This window comes from Ruegeria sp. AD11(2025), from assembly GCF_056542405.1.
The window spans coordinates 52,787-70,352 of sequence record NZ_JBQFZU010000006.1 but is presented as its reverse complement, the minus strand read 5'-3'; the positions used below and the strand labels follow the sequence as shown (position 1 = coordinate 70,352).

The window sequence follows — 17,566 nt, the reverse complement described above, 5'->3', positions numbered from 1 at the left end:
GGCTACCGAACCCAGACCTCGACCCGGCGGTTGACCTTGCGGCCCCAATCGGTGTCGTCGCAGGCCATCGGCATGGCCTCGCCGAACCCGTCGACCTCAAGTTCGATACTGTCGGGGATCGCGGTTTCCACCGCAGCCAGCACCGCATTACGCACCGTTTTTGCCCTCAGCAGGGCAATCTGCGCATTGGCCGCTGCTTCGCCTTCGCCGTCGCTAAAGCCGACAAAGACCAGTTTGCGTGCATCCAGCGTACCAGCCTCAAGCTGTTGGGCCAGGTGCTGGATGTTTGACCGCGATTGCGCGTCGGGCCGCGAGGACCCTGTCTCGAACCGGAAAGACAACGACAAACGGGACAAAGGCCGCAACGTCGTGACCATACGCTGCAGCTCTTCCAGACCAACCTCGGCGCCGCCCGAGGCAACGGCATTTGCAAACCGGTTTCCCTGCAGTTCGATGGGCATCCTCTCGGGTGCCTGATCGACAAAACCCGCATCGCGGATCACCATCTGTGCCTCAGAGCTTTGGGTATAGGCAAGAAACTGACGGGCGATACGGGGGAGGCGGCGCTGGGGCAGATACAGGAACATGGGCGAGGTCAGCGGGTAATCCTCGGTCTTGATCGTTTGCCGGGTGGCCATCAGAGCATGACCACATCCTCCGGCCAGCGGCAAGGCACGGGCCATATCGGCCTCGGCCTGACTGGCGATACCGATGGCAAAGGGATCATCGGCCACAGTACGCACCAGGTCGCTGCTACGCGTATGTCGAAGGACGGTGTTCGACAGGGAAGCGTCGGCGGGGGTTAGAAAACGATCCTGGACCCCTTGCGCCAATCCCGACCCGGCATCGGGCAGATGCAAGGCAATCGGTGCGTCCGGCCCACCCAGGGCAGACCAGTTGGCAATCTCACCGGACAGCACCAGCGCGAGATCGGATAGGGAAATATGCGGGACCGGGTTGCCGGGTGCCACAATGGGAACAAGCGCGTCCAGTGCCACAACCCGCGACCGGCGCGCACGGGTCAGGTCTCCCAGACCGGCGGCCTCGGCGGCCTTGTGCTCAGCCGGGCGGATTTCGCGTAAGGCCATCACGATATCGGTTTGCCCTGCGATCAGGTCGGTAAAACCGCGACCTGTATTGCCGATGTCGAAAAAGAACCGTCCAAGCGGGGCTTCGCGCCCGGTCTGGTGCAGTTCATACATCAGTTTGTCGCTTTGCTTCGTAAGGGGCTTTGCGGACAACCCCTCCTGTTCAGCAAAGCCCATCAGAAGCGCGGGCAGCACCTTCTCGGCCATAACGGACGATCCCGAAAACCGCAGTTCAGCCACGAAGTCGATCAGGTTGGGACAGGCGGGTCCGTCGCAGCTGACCCCTGAGCCGTCGACGGTCAGCTCGCCGAACTGGGTGTCGACGCGGTAAAACTCGCCATCGAAGCCCAGAAGGGTTCCGGTCACCTCGACCTTGCCGTCATGAGAGGTGAGCGTAATGTCTTGCGCCTGAACAGCTGAGGCAAATGTTGCCGAAAACAGTGCGGCCGCCGCCACACGAAGAAATGTCATTGGAAATTCGAGCCTGCCTGCGGGTTTAGTTTGCCGCGATTGTCAGGTTTTGAAACAGATTATTCAACACCAGAAACTCACCGGTTCTGGAACAATCCGGAAAGTTCAGCGTCAGGTCACGCGAACGCAAGCTCCGGTCGTACTGAAGTTCCAGGGACTGAACGCTCAGGTCCTGACCGCAATTGGCCTCGGTCACCTCGGCCTCGACCGTCACAACGATCGACCCAGATTGGGGCGACTGCGCCGCTGGAAAAGAGTAGACCTCCACGTTGCGGGCATCATTAAATGCAGGCTGTGCCAGATGCACGACGTTGCCCGTACCCTGCGTGTCGGACCCGGCCGAGACATGACCCGCGTCGCCATAGCTGGCGCCAAATTCCAGCGCATGCAGCTGTAGCTCGGTTTCACCCTGCCACTGCAGGGCGACGCGGGAATACTGGCCAATGTCGGGAATGTGAGTGGTGGCTACGGTCCCTTTCTGATCGTCAAGCGAGATCAGAAAGATCGCGTATTCCGACAGGGCCGGTATAGTCAGATCCAATGTGCCGTTTGCGTCTGTTTCCTGCGTGACGGTCAGACCGCTATGATGCACCTCGATCCGCTCATTGCCGTGGCAGGGGGCTTTGACGATCAGGCGGGCGGCGGCACCGGGCACGGCACGAGCCCGGGCGCTGAGGCCACAATCGGCGCGGTCAGAGGGCGTTGACCGGCGGGGCTTTAACGTCCGTTGCGTCGATGATGTGATCTGGTCCGTTCCCGGAGCGGGTGGCGAGGAAGTCAGGACAATGTCCTCCAGCCCGGACACAGCTGCGTTCGGGGCGGTGGCCACAATTTCAGGATCCTGCGAACCGTTTGGTCCGGCAGGAAACCCGTTTTGCATCAGGTAACCAATCGCCAACGCGCATACGACAGTGCCGCCGGTGGTCACGTAGTTCTTAATTACAAACAAGACACCCTCCCCAGTTGAAGGAGCGAGTCGCACATTGATGGTCAATCACGGCCAATATGTGGCCGTGGCGGGGACTCAATGTGTCTGCGATTAGCTGACGTTAGGTCAGGCGTCCGTGGCAATGTTTGAACTTTTTGCCCGACCCACAGGGGCACCGGTCGTTGCGCGACGGGTTGCCCCATGTGCTGGGATCGTTCTCGTCAAAACCGGGCAGCGGATCGCCCGAGGCTTGGGCCTCGGCCGTGGCTTCGGCACGGTCCGCAGCCTGATCAACGGACTTTTGCGCTTGTGCCTGCTGAGCCGCCATCTGCGCCAGCATTTCCTTTTGCTCTTCCTCGGTCAACGGACGCACGCGCGACAATTGCTGGGTCACGGTTTCGCGCAGGCTGTCAAGCATCCCTTCGAACAGCTGGAAGCTTTCGTTTTTGTATTCATTCAGCGGATCACGCTGGGCATACCCGCGGAAACCCACGACCGAGCGCAGATGTTCCAGCGTCAAAAGATGCTCGCGCCATTTGCTGTCGATGGTCTGCAGCAGAACCTGTTTTTCGATGTTGCGCATGTTTTCAGGGCCAAAGGCGGCTGCCTTCTGCGCCATCATCTCATCGGCAGCGTTGATCAGGCGTTCGCGCACCTGTTCGTCATCCACGCCTTCTTCGGCGGCCCAGTCCTGAACCGGCGCGTCGATGGTCAGCTTGTCCTTGACCGCCTCGTGCAGACCGTCCGTGTCCCACTGATCGGCATAGGATTTCGGCGGCATGTATTCGTCGATCAGGTCGTCGATCACCTGTTCGCGCATGTCCGAGACGATCTCGGACAGATCATCCGAGGACATGATCTCGCGCCTTTGGCTGAACACCACTTTCCGCTGATCGTTCATCACGTCGTCGAATTTCAGAACATTCTTGCGCATGTCGAAGTTGCGGCCTTCGACCTTGGATTGCGCGCGTTCCAGCGACTTGTTGACCCAAGGGTGAACGATGGCCTCGCCCTCTTTCATGCCCAGTGTGGTCAGGACCTTGTCCAGCCTCTCTGACCCGAAAATGCGCATCAGGTCGTCTTCGAGGCTCAGGTAGAACACCGTGCGGCCCGGGTCGCCCTGACGGCCCGAACGGCCACGCAGCTGGTTGTCAATGCGGCGGCTTTCGTGGCGTTCGGACGCCATCACGTAAAGACCACCTGCGGCGAGAACCTTTTCTTTTTCTTCCGCGTGACGCGCCTCTTCGGCGGCGCGCAACTGTGCCGGGTCGGCTTCGGGGTTTTCCGCCAGCGCCTGCAGAACCTTCATTTCCACATTGCCGCCCAACTGAATGTCGGTACCGCGGCCGGCCATGTTGGTGGCGATGGTCACCGCGCCCAGACGGCCGGCATCGGCGACGATCTGCGCCTCTTGCTCGTGCTGGCGGGCGTTCAGAACGTTATGCGCGATTCCTTCTTTTTGCAGCAGTTGGCTCAGCAGTTCGGATTTCTCGATGGACGTGGTGCCCAGCAGGACCGGTTGGCCCTTTTCCTGCGCCTCTTTGGTCTGTTCGATCATCGCGTTGTATTTCTCGGCACCGGTGCGATAGACCTGATCGTCTTCGTCCAAACGGGCGATCGGCTTGTTGGTTGGTACCTCGACCACGCCCAGACCGTAGATTTCGGCAAACTCCTCGGCCTCCGTCAGCGCGGTGCCGGTCATGCCGCTCAGCTTGTCGTACAGGCGGAAATAGTTCTGGAAGGTCACGCTGGCCAGCGTCACGTTCTCGGGCTGGATCTGTACGCCTTCCTTGGCTTCGATGGCCTGATGCAGGCCTTCCGACAGGCGGCGGCCCGGCATCATGCGGCCGGTGAATTCGTCGATCAGCACGACATTGCCGTCACGCACGATGTAATCCTTGTCGCGCGTGAACAGCTTGTGCGCGCGCAGGCCCTGGTTCACGTGATGCACGACCGTGGTGCTTTCGGGATCATAAAGCGAATGGCCTTCGGGGATCAGGCCTGCGGCAATCAGCTGCTGTTCCAGAAACTCGTTGCCCTCGTCGGTGAAGGTCACGTTGCGGGATTTCTCGTCCAGCGAGAAGTGATCATCGCTCAGCGACGGAATCAGTGCGTCGATGGCGGTATACAGGTCCGAGCGGTCCTGCGACGGACCCGAGATGATCAGCGGCGTCCGCGCCTCGTCGATCAGGATCGAGTCGACCTCGTCCACGATCGCGAAATTGTGGTACTTCTGGTAAATCTCGGCCAGATCGGCCTTCATGTTGTCGCGCAGGTAGTCGAAGCCCAGCTCGTTGTTGGTGGCATAGGTGATGTCACAGGCGTAGGCGGCTTTCTTTTCGGCATCGGGCTGGCCCGACCAGATCACGCCGGTGGTCATGCCGACGGCAGCAAACACCTTGCCCATCCATTCCGAGTCCCGTTTGGCCAGGTATTCGTTCACCGTGACCACATGCACGCCCTTGCCGGTCAGCGCGTTCAGATAGGCAGGGAAGGTGGCGACCAGCGTCTTGCCCTCACCCGTTTTCATTTCCGAGATGTTGCCCTGATGCAGAAAGGTTCCGCCCATCAGCTGCACGTCAAAGGCACGCAGACCCAACGCGCGCTTGGCGCCTTCGCGCACGTTGGCAAAGGCTTCCGGCAGAAGATCATTCAGACTTTCGCCATCCAGCGCGCGCTTGCGCAACTCGGCGGTCTTTTCGATCAGGCCTTCGTCGGACAGCTTCTCGAACTCGGGTTCCAGCGCGTTAATCTTTTCGATCAGCGGGCGGGTCGCCTTGATCTTGCGGTCGTTCGGTGTTCCGAACACCTTTTTGGCGAGCGTTCCGAGTCCCAGCATGTTCACTCCAGCGGATCTGTTCTTATCGTGGTTGCGACAGGCTTGCCCACCTTGCGCGCAACCCATAGATACGGGGGGTGAAAGGCGGCCCTGTCCAAGGCTTCAAAGCGATGTAAGCGGCAGGTCCCAGAGTGTCAACGCTGCGCCCTGTCGCGGCAAAGAAATAGGATGATTCCATGCCCAAAGGCCTCACTTTTCTGCCATCGCTGGCGCTTGCCGCAACGATGGCCCTGCCATTGGCCGCCGAAACCAAACCCGACGCCAGCACTGTCATCGCGCGCGTGAACGGGGATGAGATCACATTGGGTCACGTCATCGCCACCGGAGCGGTTCTGCCGGAACAATACCAGCAGATCGAAGACGACGTCCTGTACGAACTGATTGTCGACCAGTTGATCCAGCAGACCCTGCTGGGCCAGCAGCAGGATGCTTTGTCCAAGCTGAATACGCTGGCGATCGAAAACGAGACGCGGTCCCTGCGGGCGGTGCAGACAGTGAATGCGCTGATCGAAGAAGAGCTGACGGATGAGACGATCCAGGCGGCCTATGACGCGAAATACGCCGATTTCAAAGGTGCGGATGAATTCAACGCCAGCCACATCCTCGTGGAAACCGAAGAAGAAGCCAAAGAGATCAAGGCGCAACTGGACGACGGCGCCGATTTTGCCGAACTGGCCAAGGAAAAATCGACCGGCCCCTCCGGTCCGAATGGGGGTGAGTTGGGCTGGTTCGGCTCGGGCCAGATGGTTCCAGCCTTCGAGGCGGCCGTGATCAGCCTGGAAAAGGGTCAGGTATCTGAGCCGGTGAAAACCCAGTTCGGCTGGCACGTGGTCACCCTGAACGACAAGCGCAAATCCGAAGCGCCCGAACTGGAGCAGGTCCGTGCCGAGTTGAGCCAGACCCTGCAGCAAGAAGTCATTCAGGCCCGGATCGACGAACTGACACAGCAGGCCGAGATTGAACGCCCTGCGCTGGAAGGCGCCGGTCCCGAGGTTCTGCGTCAGACCGATCTGATTCAGGAGTAAACACTCGTGGCCACGATCACCAAGGTCTCTCCGCTGGCTCCGGCGGCTTTTCCCGAATTGCCCGCAATTGACGGTGTGCGTTTCGCCACCGTCGAGGCAGGCGTGCGTTATCAGGGACGCACCGACGTCATGCTGGCGGTTCTGGATCCGGGCACTTCGGTGGCCGGGGTTTTTACCCGGTCTGCCACCCGCGCGGCACCGGTGCTGGATTGTCAGGACAAGATCGGTGGGGCCAGTGACGGCCCGGCGGCGATTCTTGTGAACTCGGGCAATGCCAACGCTTTCACCGGGCATTACGGTCAGACTTCGGTGGCCGAGGTGACGCAGGCTGTGTCCAAAGCCACTGGAGTTCCGGTCGAGCGAGTCTTTACCTCGTCTACCGGCGTGATCGGCGAACCGCTGCCCCACGACCGCATCGTTGCCCAGCTTGAGACGCTGAAAGCGGGGCTCAGCCGCCATGCCATCGAGGATGCCGCACGCGCCATCATGACCACCGACACTTTCCCGAAGGGCGCCTCGGCACAGGTCGAGATCGACGGCAAAACAGTCTCTATTGCAGGGATTGCGAAGGGCTCGGGCATGATCGCGCCGGATATGGCGACGATGCTGGTCTATATCTTCACCGATGCGCAGGTCGAGCAATTGGCATTGCAGGCGATGCTGGGTGCGCAGACCGACCGGACGTTCAACTGCATCACCGTGGACAGTGACACTTCGACCTCGGACAGCCTGCTGCTGTGCGCAACAGGAGCTTCGGGTGTGAATGCCACCGGCAGCGCGGCTTTTGCCGAGGCGTTGGAAACCGTAATGCTGGATCTTGCCCAGCAGGTGGTGCGTGACGGTGAAGGGGCCACGAAGTTCGTGGAAATCCGCGTGACCGGGGCCGCCTCGGACGCGGATGCCAAGGTGCACGGTCTGGCCATCGCCAACTCTCCGCTGGTGAAAACCGCCATCGCGGGTGAGGACCCGAATTGGGGCCGCGTCGTCATGGCCATCGGTAAATCCGGTGCGGCAGCGGATCGCGACCTGTTGAGCATCTCTTTCGGCGACATTCTGGTCGCCGAAAAAGGCTGGGTCAGCCCGGACTACCGCGAGGAAGACGCGGCCACCTATATGAAAGGTCAGGATCTGGTGATCGCCGTCGATCTGGGGCTGGGTGAGGGGCAATCCACCGTTTGGACCTGCGACCTGACCCATGGATATATTGAGATCAACGCGGATTACCGCTCGTGAAAACTGTTCTGGTATCTGCTGTCGCCCTGATCGATATTGAGGGCCGGGTGCTGCTGGCGCAGCGCCCGGAGGGCAAATCCATGGCCGGCCTGTGGGAGTTCCCCGGCGGCAAGATCGAACCCGGCGAAACCCCCGAGGCCGCCCTGATCCGCGAATTGCATGAGGAGCTGGGCATCGACACCTGGGCCTCGTGCCTCGCCCCCCTGACCTTTGCCAGCCACAGCTATGATGATTTCCACCTGTTGATGCCTCTGTTTGCCTGCCGGAAGTGGGAAGGCATTCCTCAGTCCAAAGAAGGTCAGGCGCTGAAATGGGCGCATGCGAAAGAGCTGCGCAATTACCCGATGCCTGCGGCGGACGTGCCGCTGATCCCGATATTGCGGGATTGGTTGTAGCAGCACTGCGCCGCCGGTGCCGAACTCTGTTGAATTAGGCAAACCGCATCGATCAACGCCTTGGGATGCTCAGCGGGCAAAGCCTGCAATTTTCTCCAGGTAGACCGCTGGTGCGTCTGCAAAGACTTCTTTGAGATCATCTTCGGCCGGGCCATAGACGGCTATGCTTTCGACAGTGAAGGTGGCAAAAAAATCGTCAGCGAAATTTGATCCAAAATTCCCCATATGGACCATTGCTGCCGCATTATTGGCATAACGTTCATAGATATGCACCGTGTCGCCGGACCGCATATACTCATAGATCAATGCGTCGGGTTCGTTGGTCATCGTTGCGTCCGACATCCGGGTCAACAGTGGCACAACGTTGTCCCCCATGCCTTCGTTGATGGACATAACAATGCTCCAGTGGACGTCGTCAGAACTCTGATCATCCGCCAAAGCGCCGGTTGACGCAAAGGCCAGTATCATGGCGGCTACAATATGTTTCATAATTACTCTCCCAAAGAAAATAAGGTTCAGGATCGCATTCGAGTGTCCTCACGTCAACTTTTGGGCATCGTGGAGGGAGAGATGCGATTGTTGCCACCTCACCCTTTCCCAATGAGACTACATTGGTTTGGCGCAGCACTTTTCCGGTCGCCTGTTACAATTCGTAATAATTGAGAAAACATCAGGCAAAACTTGACGATGATCTTTCTCGCGTCCCTTATCGGGGCATTGGCGTTCGGGCACCATCCCGGACCCGCCATTTCCGACCCGGAGGAGGGGTCGGGTGGGGAGGAGAGAGAGATTGGCTCAGACGCAGTCGGGCGCGGACGGGATGGCCTCCCTTCCGGCGCTGCTACATCGAAATGCGACACAGTTCGGGGATGCCCCGGCCTATCGGGAAAAGGAATTCGGCATCTGGCAATGCTGGACCTGGGCGGAAACCGCTGCCGAGGTCCGCGCGCTGGCGCTTGGATTTCTTGAGATTGGCGTTGAAAAGGGTGACCATATTGCCGTGATCGGCCGCAACCGTCCGGCGCATTACTGGTCGATGGTTGCGGCACAGATGGTGGGCGCGGTTCCGGTGCCTCTGTATCAGGACTCGGTCGCCGAAGAGATGGCCTATGTGCTGGAACATTGCGGCGCGAAATATGTCGTCTGCGGCGATCAGGAGCAGGTCGACAAGGTCATCGAGATTCAGGAAAATCTCCATCAGGTCAAACACATACTATACACCGACAAGCGTGGGATGCGGAAATATGACCACTCCCAGATGAATGCGCTGGAAGACCTGAAGGCCGAGGGCAGCGCGGGCCATCAGCGCTTTGATGTGGAACTGGACCAGCGAACTGCTGCGATCACCTATGACGACACCTGCGTGATGCTCTATACCTCGGGCACCACGGGTAAGCCCAAGGGCGTGGTGCTGTCGAACCGCAACGTGATCGAAAGCGCCAAAAACTCAGCGGAATTTGACCACCTGACCCGGAACGAGGACATCCTGTCCTACCTGCCGATGGCCTGGGTTGGGGATTTCATCTTTTCCATCGGCCAGGCCTATTGGTGCGGCTTCTGCGTGAACTGCCCCGAAAGCGCCGACACGATGATGACCGACCTGCGCGAGATCGGGCCGACCTATTTCTTCGCCCCGCCGCGCGTGTTCGAGACTCAGCTGACCAATGTGATGATCCGGATGGAGGATGCGGGCAAGCTGAAGCAGCGCATGTTCCATCACTTCATGGCCCATGCAAAGAAGGTCGGAGGCCTGTTGTTGGACGGTAAACCCGTGGGTTTTGGCGACCGTATGAAATATGCGCTGGGCAATTTGCTGGTTTATGGCCCGCTCAAGGATACGCTGGGCTATGGCCGCTTTCGTGTGGGGTATACTGCTGGTGAGGCGATCGGGCCGGAGATTTTCGATTTCTATCGGTCGCTGGGCATCAACCTGAAGCAGCTCTACGGCCAGACCGAAGCCACCGTTTTCATCACGGTTCAGCCGGACGGTGAGGTGCGTGCCGATACGGTTGGTGTGCCCGCGCCGGCGGTTGAGTTGAAGATCGGCGATAATGGCGAGATCTATTATCGCTCGCCCGGTGTGTTCGTCGAGTACTACAACAACCCCGATTCCACCGCTTCGACCAAGGATGCCGAAGGCTGGGTGGCCACCGGAGACGCTGGATTCATCGAGGAAAGCTCGGGTCATCTGCGGATCATCGACCGCGCAAAGGATGTAGGCAAGATGGCCGACGGCTCGATGTTCGCGCCGAAATATGTCGAGAACAAGCTGAAGTTCTATCCAGATATTCTGGAGGTCGTGCTGTTCGGCAATGGCAAGGATCGCTGCGTCGCCTTCATCAATATCGACCTTACCGCAGTGGGGAACTGGGCGGAACGCAACAATGTGGCCTATGCGTCCTACCAGGAACTGGCGGGTCATCCCCGTGTGTTAGAGACGATAAAGTCCCACGTGGAAGAGGTGAACAAATCCGTGGCGGCTGATGAGATGCTGTCGGGCTGCCAGGTGCATCGCTTTGTAGTTCTACACAAGGAACTGGATGCGGATGACGGTGAGATGACCCGCACGCGGAAGGTGCGGCGCGGGTTCGTCGAAGAGAAGTTCCAGGACATCATTGATGCGCTTTACGACGGGTCCAAGAGTGTCTCAACTACGACCGAGGTGACCTATGAGGACGGCCGCAAGGGGTCGATCTCGGCGACGCTGGAGATTGTGGACGCGCCGGTGGTACCGGTGGCGCAGCACAAGGTGGCTGCGGAATGAGTGCCGGTCGTGCGCCGCTCGACCTCTGGTCATCGCCCCGCCCGCCGTCCCGTTTTTGCAAAAGTCAGGGAGTGACTGATGCTGGATAGTACCGAAGGATATGTCACCGAGGACGGTCGCAAGATCGGCGGCGTGGTGATGGAGATGAAAAACATCACCCTGCGCTTTGGCGGTGTGATTGCGATCAAGGATATCTCATTCGACATTCGTGAGGGCGAGATTCGCGCCATCATCGGGCCGAACGGGGCGGGCAAGTCCTCGATGCTGAACGTGATCTCGGGGTTCTATGTCCCGCAGGAGGGCGAGGTTTGGTTTCATGGGGCCAAACGCCCACCGATGCGCCCCTATGAGGTGGCCCGGCAAGGCATTGCCCGCACGTTTCAGAACATTGCCCTGTTCGAAGGCATGAGCGTTTTGGACAACGTCATGACCGGGCGGCTGAACTACATGAAGACCAACATGTTCCAGCAGGCCTGGTGGAAGGGTAAGGCCGAGGCGGAAGAGGTGCAAAACCGCGAAGCCGTTGAGAAGATCATCGACTTTCTGGAAATCCAGCACATCCGCAAGACACCCGTTTCCCGCCTGCCATACGGTTTGAAAAAACGGGTCGAGTTGGCGCGCGCGCTGGCGGCCGAACCCAAGCTGCTGCTGCTGGATGAACCGATGGCCGGCATGAATGTCGAAGAGAAAGAGGACATGAGCCGCTTTATCCTCGACGTGAACGACGAGTTCGGCACCACCATCGCCCTGATCGAACACGACATGGGCGTGGTGATGGACCTGAGCGACCGGGTGGTCGTGATGGATTACGGCAAGAAGATCGGCGACGGCACACCAGACGAGGTGCGCAGCAATCAGGACGTCATCGATGCCTATCTGGGGGTCAGCCATGACTAAGCATCCGACAGACATGAGGAGCGGCGCAGATGCCTGAACAACTCGTATTCGCGATGGAGGTCATCCTCAACGGTCTGATGGCCGGGGTGCTCTATGCGCTGGTCGCGCTGGGCTTTGTGCTGATCTACAAGGCATCCGGAATTTTCAATTATGCCCAAGGGGTTATGGCCCTGTTCGCGGCGATGACACTGGTCGGTATCATGAGCGGTCAGGTGCCGTTCGCGCATCTGATCAACGCGACCTTCGGGACACATGTGCACAAGTTCGGCTGGAATGTGCCGGCGCTGCTGGCGATCATCCTGACTATGGGTGTCATGGTGCTGCTGGCCTGGGCGGTGCAGCGGTTCGTCATGCGCCATCTGGTCGGGCAGGAGCCGATCATCCTGTTCATGGCCACCATCGGTCTGGCCTATTTCCTTGAGGGCGTGGCCGACCTGATGTGGGGATCCGAGATCAAGACGCTGGATGTGGGCCTGCCGCAGGGTATCAACCTGTGGATCGATGAGAGCACGTACAACATCTTTGGCTATGGCTTCTTCATCGACAATCTCGACATCGTGGCGACGGTGATTGCGGCGCTGCTGGTGGCGGCTCTGGTCGCGTTCAGCCAATACACCAAGCAAGGCCGGGCAATGCGCGCGGTGGCAGATGACCACCAAGCGGCGTTGTCGGTTGGGATTTCGCTGAACTTCATCTGGATCATGGTCTGGTCGGTTGCGGGTTTTGTCGCTCTGGTCGCCGGGATCATGTGGGGCACCAAATCGGGCGTTCAGTTCTCACTGTCGCTGATCGCGCTCAAGGCACTGCCGGTGCTGATGCTGGGCGGGTTCACTTCGATCCCCGGCGCCATCGTCGGCGGGTTGATCATCGGTGTGGGTGAAAAACTGTTCGAGTTCGCGATCGGCCCGCTGGTGGGCGGTGCAACAGAGAACTGGTTTGCCTATGTTCTGGCGCTGATCTTTCTGGTGTTCCGGCCGCAAGGCCTGTTTGGCGAGAAGATTATCGAGAGGGTGTAGGGCATGACCAAATTCATCGCCATCATCAATGTCGTCGCGTGGGCCGGGTTCTGGGCCTTTGGATACATCGCCCTCACATCGGACGATCTGACGGACGGTCAGCTGACCATCGCGGCGATCCTGGCCTTTGCAGGGCTGATCATGGGCGTGCTGGCTTATCTGAAACTGGTCCGCGCTTCCGAGGCGAGCGGGTACGCCAAAGGGTCCAATCAACTTGACACCGAAGCCCGCAATCGGGCGCAGGAAGAATGGGAAAAGTAAGACATGTTCTATCGTGAGGCCGGGGACTTCAAAACCTCGTACATTGATGACAGCCAGACCTTTCCGATCAAGTTCGACCGATATCGGTACTATGTCGTGCTGGCGGTGGCGTTCGGGATCATTCCGTTCCTGATCAACGACTATCTGGCCAACGCGCTGTTGCTGCCGTTCCTGATCTACGCGATCGCGGCGATCGGCCTGAACATTCTGGTGGGGTATTGCGGTCAGGTGTCGTTGGGCACCGGGGGATTCATGGCCGTGGGCGCCTATGCCTGCTACAAGCTGATGACCGCTTTCCCGGATGTCAGCATGTTCATCCATGTGATCCTGGCCGGGGGGATCACGGCCTTTGTCGGCGTGTTGTTCGGTCTGCCATCACTTCGGATCAAGGGCTTCTATCTGGCGGTGGCCACGCTGGCAGCGCAGTTCTTTCTGGTGTGGTTGTTCAACCGGGTGCCGTGGTTCTACAACTACTCGGCTTCGGGTCAGATCAACGCGCCGGAACGTGACGTGTTTGGCATCATCATCACCGGGCCGAACGCGCCCGCATGGGCGACCTACCTGTTCTGCCTGATCTTCCTGACCGTCTGTGCACTGATCGCACGCAACCTGACGCGCGGCACCACCGGGCGCAGCTGGATGGCAATCCGCGACATGGATATCGCGGCCGAGATCATCGGGGTGAATCCGCTGAAGGCGAAACTGACCGCCTTTGCCGTTAGCTCGTTTTTTGTGGGTATCGCAGGAGCACTGTTTTTTGCGGTCTATCTGGGCGCGGTCGAGGTCGGCGAGGCCTTTGGAATTCAGAAATCGTTCCTGGTGCTGTTCATGATCATTATCGGCGGGTTGGGCTCGATTTTTGGCTCGTTCGCGGGGGCGGCGTTCCTGGTGCTGTTGCCGGTGGTACTGAAAGTGGTCGGCGCTGACTGGCTGGGCTGGCCCACGGATATCGTGGCGCATCTGCAGCTGGTGATCGTTGGCGGGCTGATCATCCTGTTCCTGATCCTTGAACCGCATGGTCTGGCGCAGCTGTGGCGCGTGGCGAAAGAAAAACTCAGACTCTGGCCGTTCCCGCACTAAGGGGCAGGCCCAATCAGATAACGGGTGCAAAAGCCCGACCCCAACATCGGATAAACCAAGGGAGGAAACACCCGATGAAATTGAAACTGGCAACCGCGGCGCTTGGCGCCCTGATGGCCGCAGGGCCGGCTCTGGCGGATCTTGTGATCCCCGATCTGAGCTATCGTACTGGTCCATTTGCCGCTGGCGGAATTCCGTTCTCGGATGGCTACAACGACTATTTCACGATGCTCAATGAACGCGATGGTGGCATCGGCGGCGTTCCAATCCGCATGGTTGAATGCGAAACCGGATACACGACCGAAAAGGGCGTCGAATGTTACGAAGCCACAAAGAACGAAGGTTCACTGGTGTATCAGCCACTGTCCACCGGCATCACGTATCAGTTGATTCCAAAGGTTTCGGCGGATGGCATTCCGTTGCACACAATGGGCTACGGCCGGACATCGGCCGCCAATGGCAAGGTCTTTGAGTGGGTCTTTAACTACCCCGCCAATTACTGGAACGGAGCATCCGGCGCGATCAATCATCTGCTGGAGGAAAACGGCGGCGATCTTAGCGGCAAGAAAGTCGCGCTGGTTTATCACAACTCGGCTTACGGCAAGGAACCGATCCGCACGCTGGAAGAACTGTCCAAAAAGCACGGCTACGAGCTTGCCCTGCTGCCCGTCGATTCCCCCGGTCAGGAACAGAAGTCGCAATGGCTGCAAATTCGTCGTGATCGACCTGATTACGTCATTCTCTGGGGTTGGGGCGTTATGAACCAGGTTGCCATTCAGGAAGCTGCGAATATCCGCTTCCCGATGGAGAACATGATCGGTATCTGGTGGTCTGGCGCGGAACCGGACGTTATCCCTTCGGGTGAGGCGTCCAACGGGTATAAAGCGCTGGCCTTTACCGCAACGGGCGATGATTTTCCTGTTTTCGACGACATCAAGAAATACGTCCACGAAACAGGTAAGGCGGCTGGCGCCGGTGACAAGGTAGGTACTGTTCAGTACAACCGCGCGGTCTACGCCGCGATGTTGGCGGCCGAAGCCATCCGGACAGCGCAGGAAATTCACGGCGTCGCCGATATCACGCCTGTCATGATGCGCGATGGAATGGAAGCACTCAGCATCACCGAGGATAGAATGGCCGAGCTTGGAATGAGCGGCTTTGGCCCGACATTCGATGTCAGTTGTGAAAACCACGGTGGCCCCGGTCTGGTTGGTGTCACGCAATGGGATGCATCTGCACAAACGTGGAATGTTGTTTCTGACTTCAAGCCGACCGACGGTGAAGTGATCGGCGCGCTGATCGACGAAGATTCTGCGGCTTACGCAGCGGAAAACAACATCGACTCGCGCTGCAACTAAGGCGCTTTTAAACACCGGGGCGGCGGTGAACTGCCGCCCCGAACCCCACACTCGCACAAGGACACGCGCAGATGCTGGATGCGGCTCAAAACACCGAAGTTCAGGCAGAAACCCTGCTTGAGGTGAACAACATCGAGGTGATCTACAACCACGTCATCCTGGTTCTGAAGGGTGTCAGCCTGACCGTGCCCAAAGGGGGCATTACCGCCCTGCTCGGCGGCAACGGGGCGGGCAAGACTACGACGCTCAAGGCGGTGTCGAACCTGCTGCAATCAGAACGCGGCGAGGTCACCAAGGGCTCGATCAAATATCGCGGAACCAGCGTGCATGAAAGTGACCCGGCTGATCTGGTGGAAAAGGGCGTCATCCAGGTGATGGAGGGTCGCCATTGTTTCGAGCATCTGACGGTCGAAGAAAACCTGCTGACTGGTGCCTATACCCGTAAGGACGGGAAAGCGGCGATCCAGCAGGACCTTGATCTGGTTTATACCTATTTCCCCCGCCTCAAGGAACGCCGCCGAAGCCAGGCAGGTTATACCTCGGGCGGTGAACAGCAGATGGTGGCGATGGGCCGGGCCCTCATGTCGCGCCCCGAAACGATCCTGCTGGACGAGCCCTCGATGGGTCTGGCGCCGCAGCTGGTCGAAGAGATTTTCGGTATCGTGAAGGATCTGAACGAGAAAGAAGGCGTGTCCTTCCTGCTGGCTGAACAGAACACAAACGTGGCGCTGCGGTTTGCCCATTACGGGTACATTCTGGAATCAGGCCGCGTGGTGATGGATGGACCGGCGGCCGATCTGCGTGAAAACCCGGACGTAAAGGAATTCTATCTGGGCATGTCGGATGAGGGGCGCAAAAGCTTCCGCGACGTACGCTCATATCGCCGCCGCAAGAGGTGGTTGTAAGCGGATGGAGGATATGGTCATGACCAATTACTACGACGCGCTCGAGACCCGTTCAGCCGACCAACGTGCCTCCGATCAGGCGCAGGCCCTGCGCGTACAGCTTCAGCGGGCCTTGTCCGCGCCGGGGTTCGAGGCGCATCTGGCCGAGGCCGACACCGATGCCGTCGCCTCGGTTGCGGATCTGGTAAAGTTGCCGGTTTTGCGTAAATCCGATCTGGCGCAAGCGCAGGCGTCGCGGCCTCCGTTTGGCGGGTTTACCGTCAAACCGGCGCGGCATTTCCACCATGTGTTTCAATCCCCCGGCCCGATTTACGAGCCCGGCAGCACCGACCCCGATTGGTGGCGCATGGGGCGGTTCCTGCATGCGGCGGGCGTAGGTCCGGGCGATATCCTGCAGAACTGCTTTGGTTACCACCTGACCCCTGCGGGCATGATCTTTGAAAGCGGCGCGCGGGCTGTGGGGGCAGCAGTGCTGCCTGCGGGTACCGGTCAGACCGAGTTGCAGGTAACTGCCGCGCGCGACGTAGGCTGCACTGCTTATGCGGGAACCCCGGATTATCTGAAGGTCATTCTGGACAAGGCGGATGAAATGGGCGTGACGTTGGGCTTCAACGCAGCCGTTGTAGGCGGCGGCGCGCTGTTCCCGTCCTTGCGTCAGGAATATGCCGACCGCGGCATTTCCTGCCTGCAGTGCTATGCCACCGCCGATCTTGGCAATATCGCCTATGAAAGCCCCGCGATGGAGGGGATGATTATCGACGAGCATGTCATAGTCGAGATCGTAACACCGGGTACCGGAACCCCCGTGGCCGAGGGTGAGGTGGGTGAGGTCGTGGTGACCTCGCTGAACCCCGACTATCCGCTGATCCGGTTTGCCACCGGTGATCTGTCAGCGATTATGCCGGGGGTATCCCCCTGTGGCCGCACTAATCTGCGGGTCAAGGGCTGGATGGGTCGGGCCGATCAGACCACCAAGATCAAAGGTATGTTCGTGCGCCCCGAGCAGGTGGCCGCGCTGGTCGACAAGCATGAAGAGATCGTCAAGGCCCGCGTTATCGCCGCCCGTCAGGGCGAGATGGACACCATGACCGTTCAGATCGAAAGCCCCCGCGACGACGACGTGGCCTATGCCAAATCGGTGGTCGAAGTGCTGAAGCTGAAAGGCGCGATCGAGGTGGTGGCCCCCGGATCACTGCCCAAGGACGGTTTGGTGATCGAGGATCAGCGGGTTTACGAGTGACCCAGAAAAACGGCTCTGCGGCAGTATGCGCCGCAGATTTGTTTCGCAGCCCACTGGTGTTTCTTA

The 17,566-nt window shown here is 59.3% G+C and carries 15 protein-coding genes; 11 read left to right on the top strand and 4 right to left on the bottom strand.

Annotation, left to right across the window (positions count from 1 at the left end; genetic code table 11):
• Positions 1–2 precede the first annotated feature (2 nt).
• From ACR1XY_RS07815 to secA, 3 genes are all read right to left on the bottom strand, one after another.
• Positions 3–1,559: a phosphate ABC transporter substrate-binding/OmpA family protein gene (locus ACR1XY_RS07815; protein WP_480591843.1), complete on the bottom strand. Its 1,557-nt coding sequence runs from the start codon at positions 1,557–1,559 to the stop codon at positions 3–5.
• A gap of 25 nt (positions 1,560–1,584) precedes the next feature.
• Positions 1,585–2,508 carry a hypothetical protein gene (locus tag ACR1XY_RS07810; RefSeq protein WP_480591840.1) on the bottom strand — a complete coding sequence of 308 codons (924 nt, stop codon included), beginning with the start codon at positions 2,506–2,508 and terminating at the stop codon, positions 1,585–1,587.
• A gap of 100 nt (positions 2,509–2,608) precedes the next feature.
• Positions 2,609–5,326 (bottom strand): preprotein translocase subunit SecA, encoded by a 2,718-nt coding sequence (secA, locus tag ACR1XY_RS07805; RefSeq protein WP_480591837.1) that lies wholly within the window; start codon positions 5,324–5,326, stop codon positions 2,609–2,611.
• 176 nt (positions 5,327–5,502) lie between these two features.
• Here secA and ACR1XY_RS07800 point away from each other — a divergent pair, with 176 nt between their 5' ends.
• Genes ACR1XY_RS07800 through mutT form a run of 3 tightly spaced genes read left to right on the top strand, consistent with a single transcriptional unit; the run spans position 5,503 to position 7,979 of the window.
• Complete coding sequence (locus ACR1XY_RS07800) at positions 5,503–6,351, top strand: peptidylprolyl isomerase (RefSeq protein ID WP_480591834.1); 849 nt, start codon at positions 5,503–5,505, stop codon at positions 6,349–6,351.
• 6 nt (positions 6,352–6,357) lie between these two features.
• Positions 6,358–7,584, top strand: coding sequence for a bifunctional glutamate N-acetyltransferase/amino-acid acetyltransferase ArgJ (gene argJ / locus ACR1XY_RS07795; protein ID WP_480591832.1), 1,227 nt, complete (start codon positions 6,358–6,360; stop codon positions 7,582–7,584).
• On the top strand, positions 7,581–7,979 hold the full coding sequence (gene mutT / locus ACR1XY_RS07790) for an 8-oxo-dGTP diphosphatase MutT (protein ID WP_480591829.1): 399 nt from the start codon (positions 7,581–7,583) through the stop codon (positions 7,977–7,979). The genes argJ and mutT overlap by 4 nt, the downstream gene beginning before the upstream one ends.
• A gap of 69 nt (positions 7,980–8,048) precedes the next feature.
• On the opposite strand, the gene ACR1XY_RS07785 is transcribed toward mutT, so the two are convergent.
• Complete coding sequence (locus ACR1XY_RS07785; RefSeq protein ID WP_480591826.1) at positions 8,049–8,468, bottom strand: putative quinol monooxygenase; 420 nt, start codon at positions 8,466–8,468, stop codon at positions 8,049–8,051.
• 331 nt (positions 8,469–8,799) lie between these two features.
• Between ACR1XY_RS07785 and ACR1XY_RS07780 the strand changes: the two genes are divergently transcribed.
• The 8 genes from ACR1XY_RS07780 to ACR1XY_RS07745 all read left to right on the top strand — a co-directional run bounded on the left by ACR1XY_RS07780 (position 8,800) and on the right by ACR1XY_RS07745 (position 17,500).
• Entirely contained in the window at positions 8,800–10,743 is a 1,944-nt protein-coding gene (locus ACR1XY_RS07780; RefSeq protein ID WP_480592160.1) for an AMP-binding protein, read from the top strand.
• A 78-nt stretch (positions 10,744–10,821) separates the two neighbouring features.
• Positions 10,822–11,640, top strand: a complete 819-nt coding sequence (locus ACR1XY_RS07775) for an ABC transporter ATP-binding protein (RefSeq protein ID WP_480591824.1) — start codon at positions 10,822–10,824, stop codon at positions 11,638–11,640.
• Between the two features lie 29 nt (positions 11,641–11,669).
• Entirely contained in the window at positions 11,670–12,656 is a 987-nt protein-coding gene (locus ACR1XY_RS07770) for a branched-chain amino acid ABC transporter permease (RefSeq protein WP_480591821.1), read from the top strand.
• A 3-nt stretch (positions 12,657–12,659) separates the two neighbouring features.
• On the top strand, positions 12,660–12,917 hold the full coding sequence (locus ACR1XY_RS07765) for a hypothetical protein (protein WP_480591818.1): 258 nt from the start codon (positions 12,660–12,662) through the stop codon (positions 12,915–12,917).
• A gap of 3 nt (positions 12,918–12,920) precedes the next feature.
• Complete coding sequence (locus ACR1XY_RS07760; RefSeq protein ID WP_480591815.1) at positions 12,921–13,997, top strand: branched-chain amino acid ABC transporter permease; 1,077 nt, start codon at positions 12,921–12,923, stop codon at positions 13,995–13,997.
• A gap of 74 nt (positions 13,998–14,071) precedes the next feature.
• Positions 14,072–15,355: an ABC transporter substrate-binding protein gene (locus tag ACR1XY_RS07755; protein WP_480591812.1), complete on the top strand. Its 1,284-nt coding sequence runs from the start codon at positions 14,072–14,074 to the stop codon at positions 15,353–15,355.
• 71 nt (positions 15,356–15,426) lie between these two features.
• Positions 15,427–16,260 carry an ABC transporter ATP-binding protein gene (locus tag ACR1XY_RS07750; protein WP_480591809.1) on the top strand — a complete coding sequence of 278 codons (834 nt, stop codon included), beginning with the start codon at positions 15,427–15,429 and terminating at the stop codon, positions 16,258–16,260.
• A 19-nt stretch (positions 16,261–16,279) separates the two neighbouring features.
• Complete coding sequence (locus ACR1XY_RS07745) at positions 16,280–17,500, top strand: phenylacetate--CoA ligase family protein (protein ID WP_480591806.1); 1,221 nt, start codon at positions 16,280–16,282, stop codon at positions 17,498–17,500.
• Positions 17,501–17,566 lie beyond the last annotated feature (66 nt).

Bases quoted from the DNA above. Each gene is read 5' to 3' on its own strand.
- ACR1XY_RS07815 (WP_480591843.1), bottom strand. From the start codon at position 1,559: ATGACATTTCTTCGTGTGGCGGCGGCCGCACTGTTTTCGGCAACATTT.
- secA (WP_480591837.1), bottom strand. From the start codon at position 5,326: ATGCTGGGACTCGGAACGCTCGCCAAAAAGGTGTTCGGAACACCGAAC.
- ACR1XY_RS07800 (WP_480591834.1), top strand. From the start codon at position 5,503: ATGCCCAAAGGCCTCACTTTTCTGCCATCGCTGGCGCTTGCCGCAACG.
- ACR1XY_RS07785 (WP_480591826.1), bottom strand. From the start codon at position 8,468: ATGAAACATATTGTAGCCGCCATGATACTGGCCTTTGCGTCAACCGGC.
- ACR1XY_RS07780 (WP_480592160.1), top strand. From the start codon at position 8,800: ATGGCCTCCCTTCCGGCGCTGCTACATCGAAATGCGACACAGTTCGGG.
- ACR1XY_RS07775 (WP_480591824.1), top strand. From the start codon at position 10,822: ATGCTGGATAGTACCGAAGGATATGTCACCGAGGACGGTCGCAAGATC.
- ACR1XY_RS07770 (WP_480591821.1), top strand. From the start codon at position 11,670: ATGCCTGAACAACTCGTATTCGCGATGGAGGTCATCCTCAACGGTCTG.
- ACR1XY_RS07765 (WP_480591818.1), top strand. From the start codon at position 12,660: ATGACCAAATTCATCGCCATCATCAATGTCGTCGCGTGGGCCGGGTTC.
- ACR1XY_RS07760 (WP_480591815.1), top strand. From the start codon at position 12,921: ATGTTCTATCGTGAGGCCGGGGACTTCAAAACCTCGTACATTGATGAC.
- ACR1XY_RS07755 (WP_480591812.1), top strand. From the start codon at position 14,072: ATGAAATTGAAACTGGCAACCGCGGCGCTTGGCGCCCTGATGGCCGCA.
- ACR1XY_RS07750 (WP_480591809.1), top strand. From the start codon at position 15,427: ATGCTGGATGCGGCTCAAAACACCGAAGTTCAGGCAGAAACCCTGCTT.
- ACR1XY_RS07745 (WP_480591806.1), top strand. From the start codon at position 16,280: ATGACCAATTACTACGACGCGCTCGAGACCCGTTCAGCCGACCAACGT.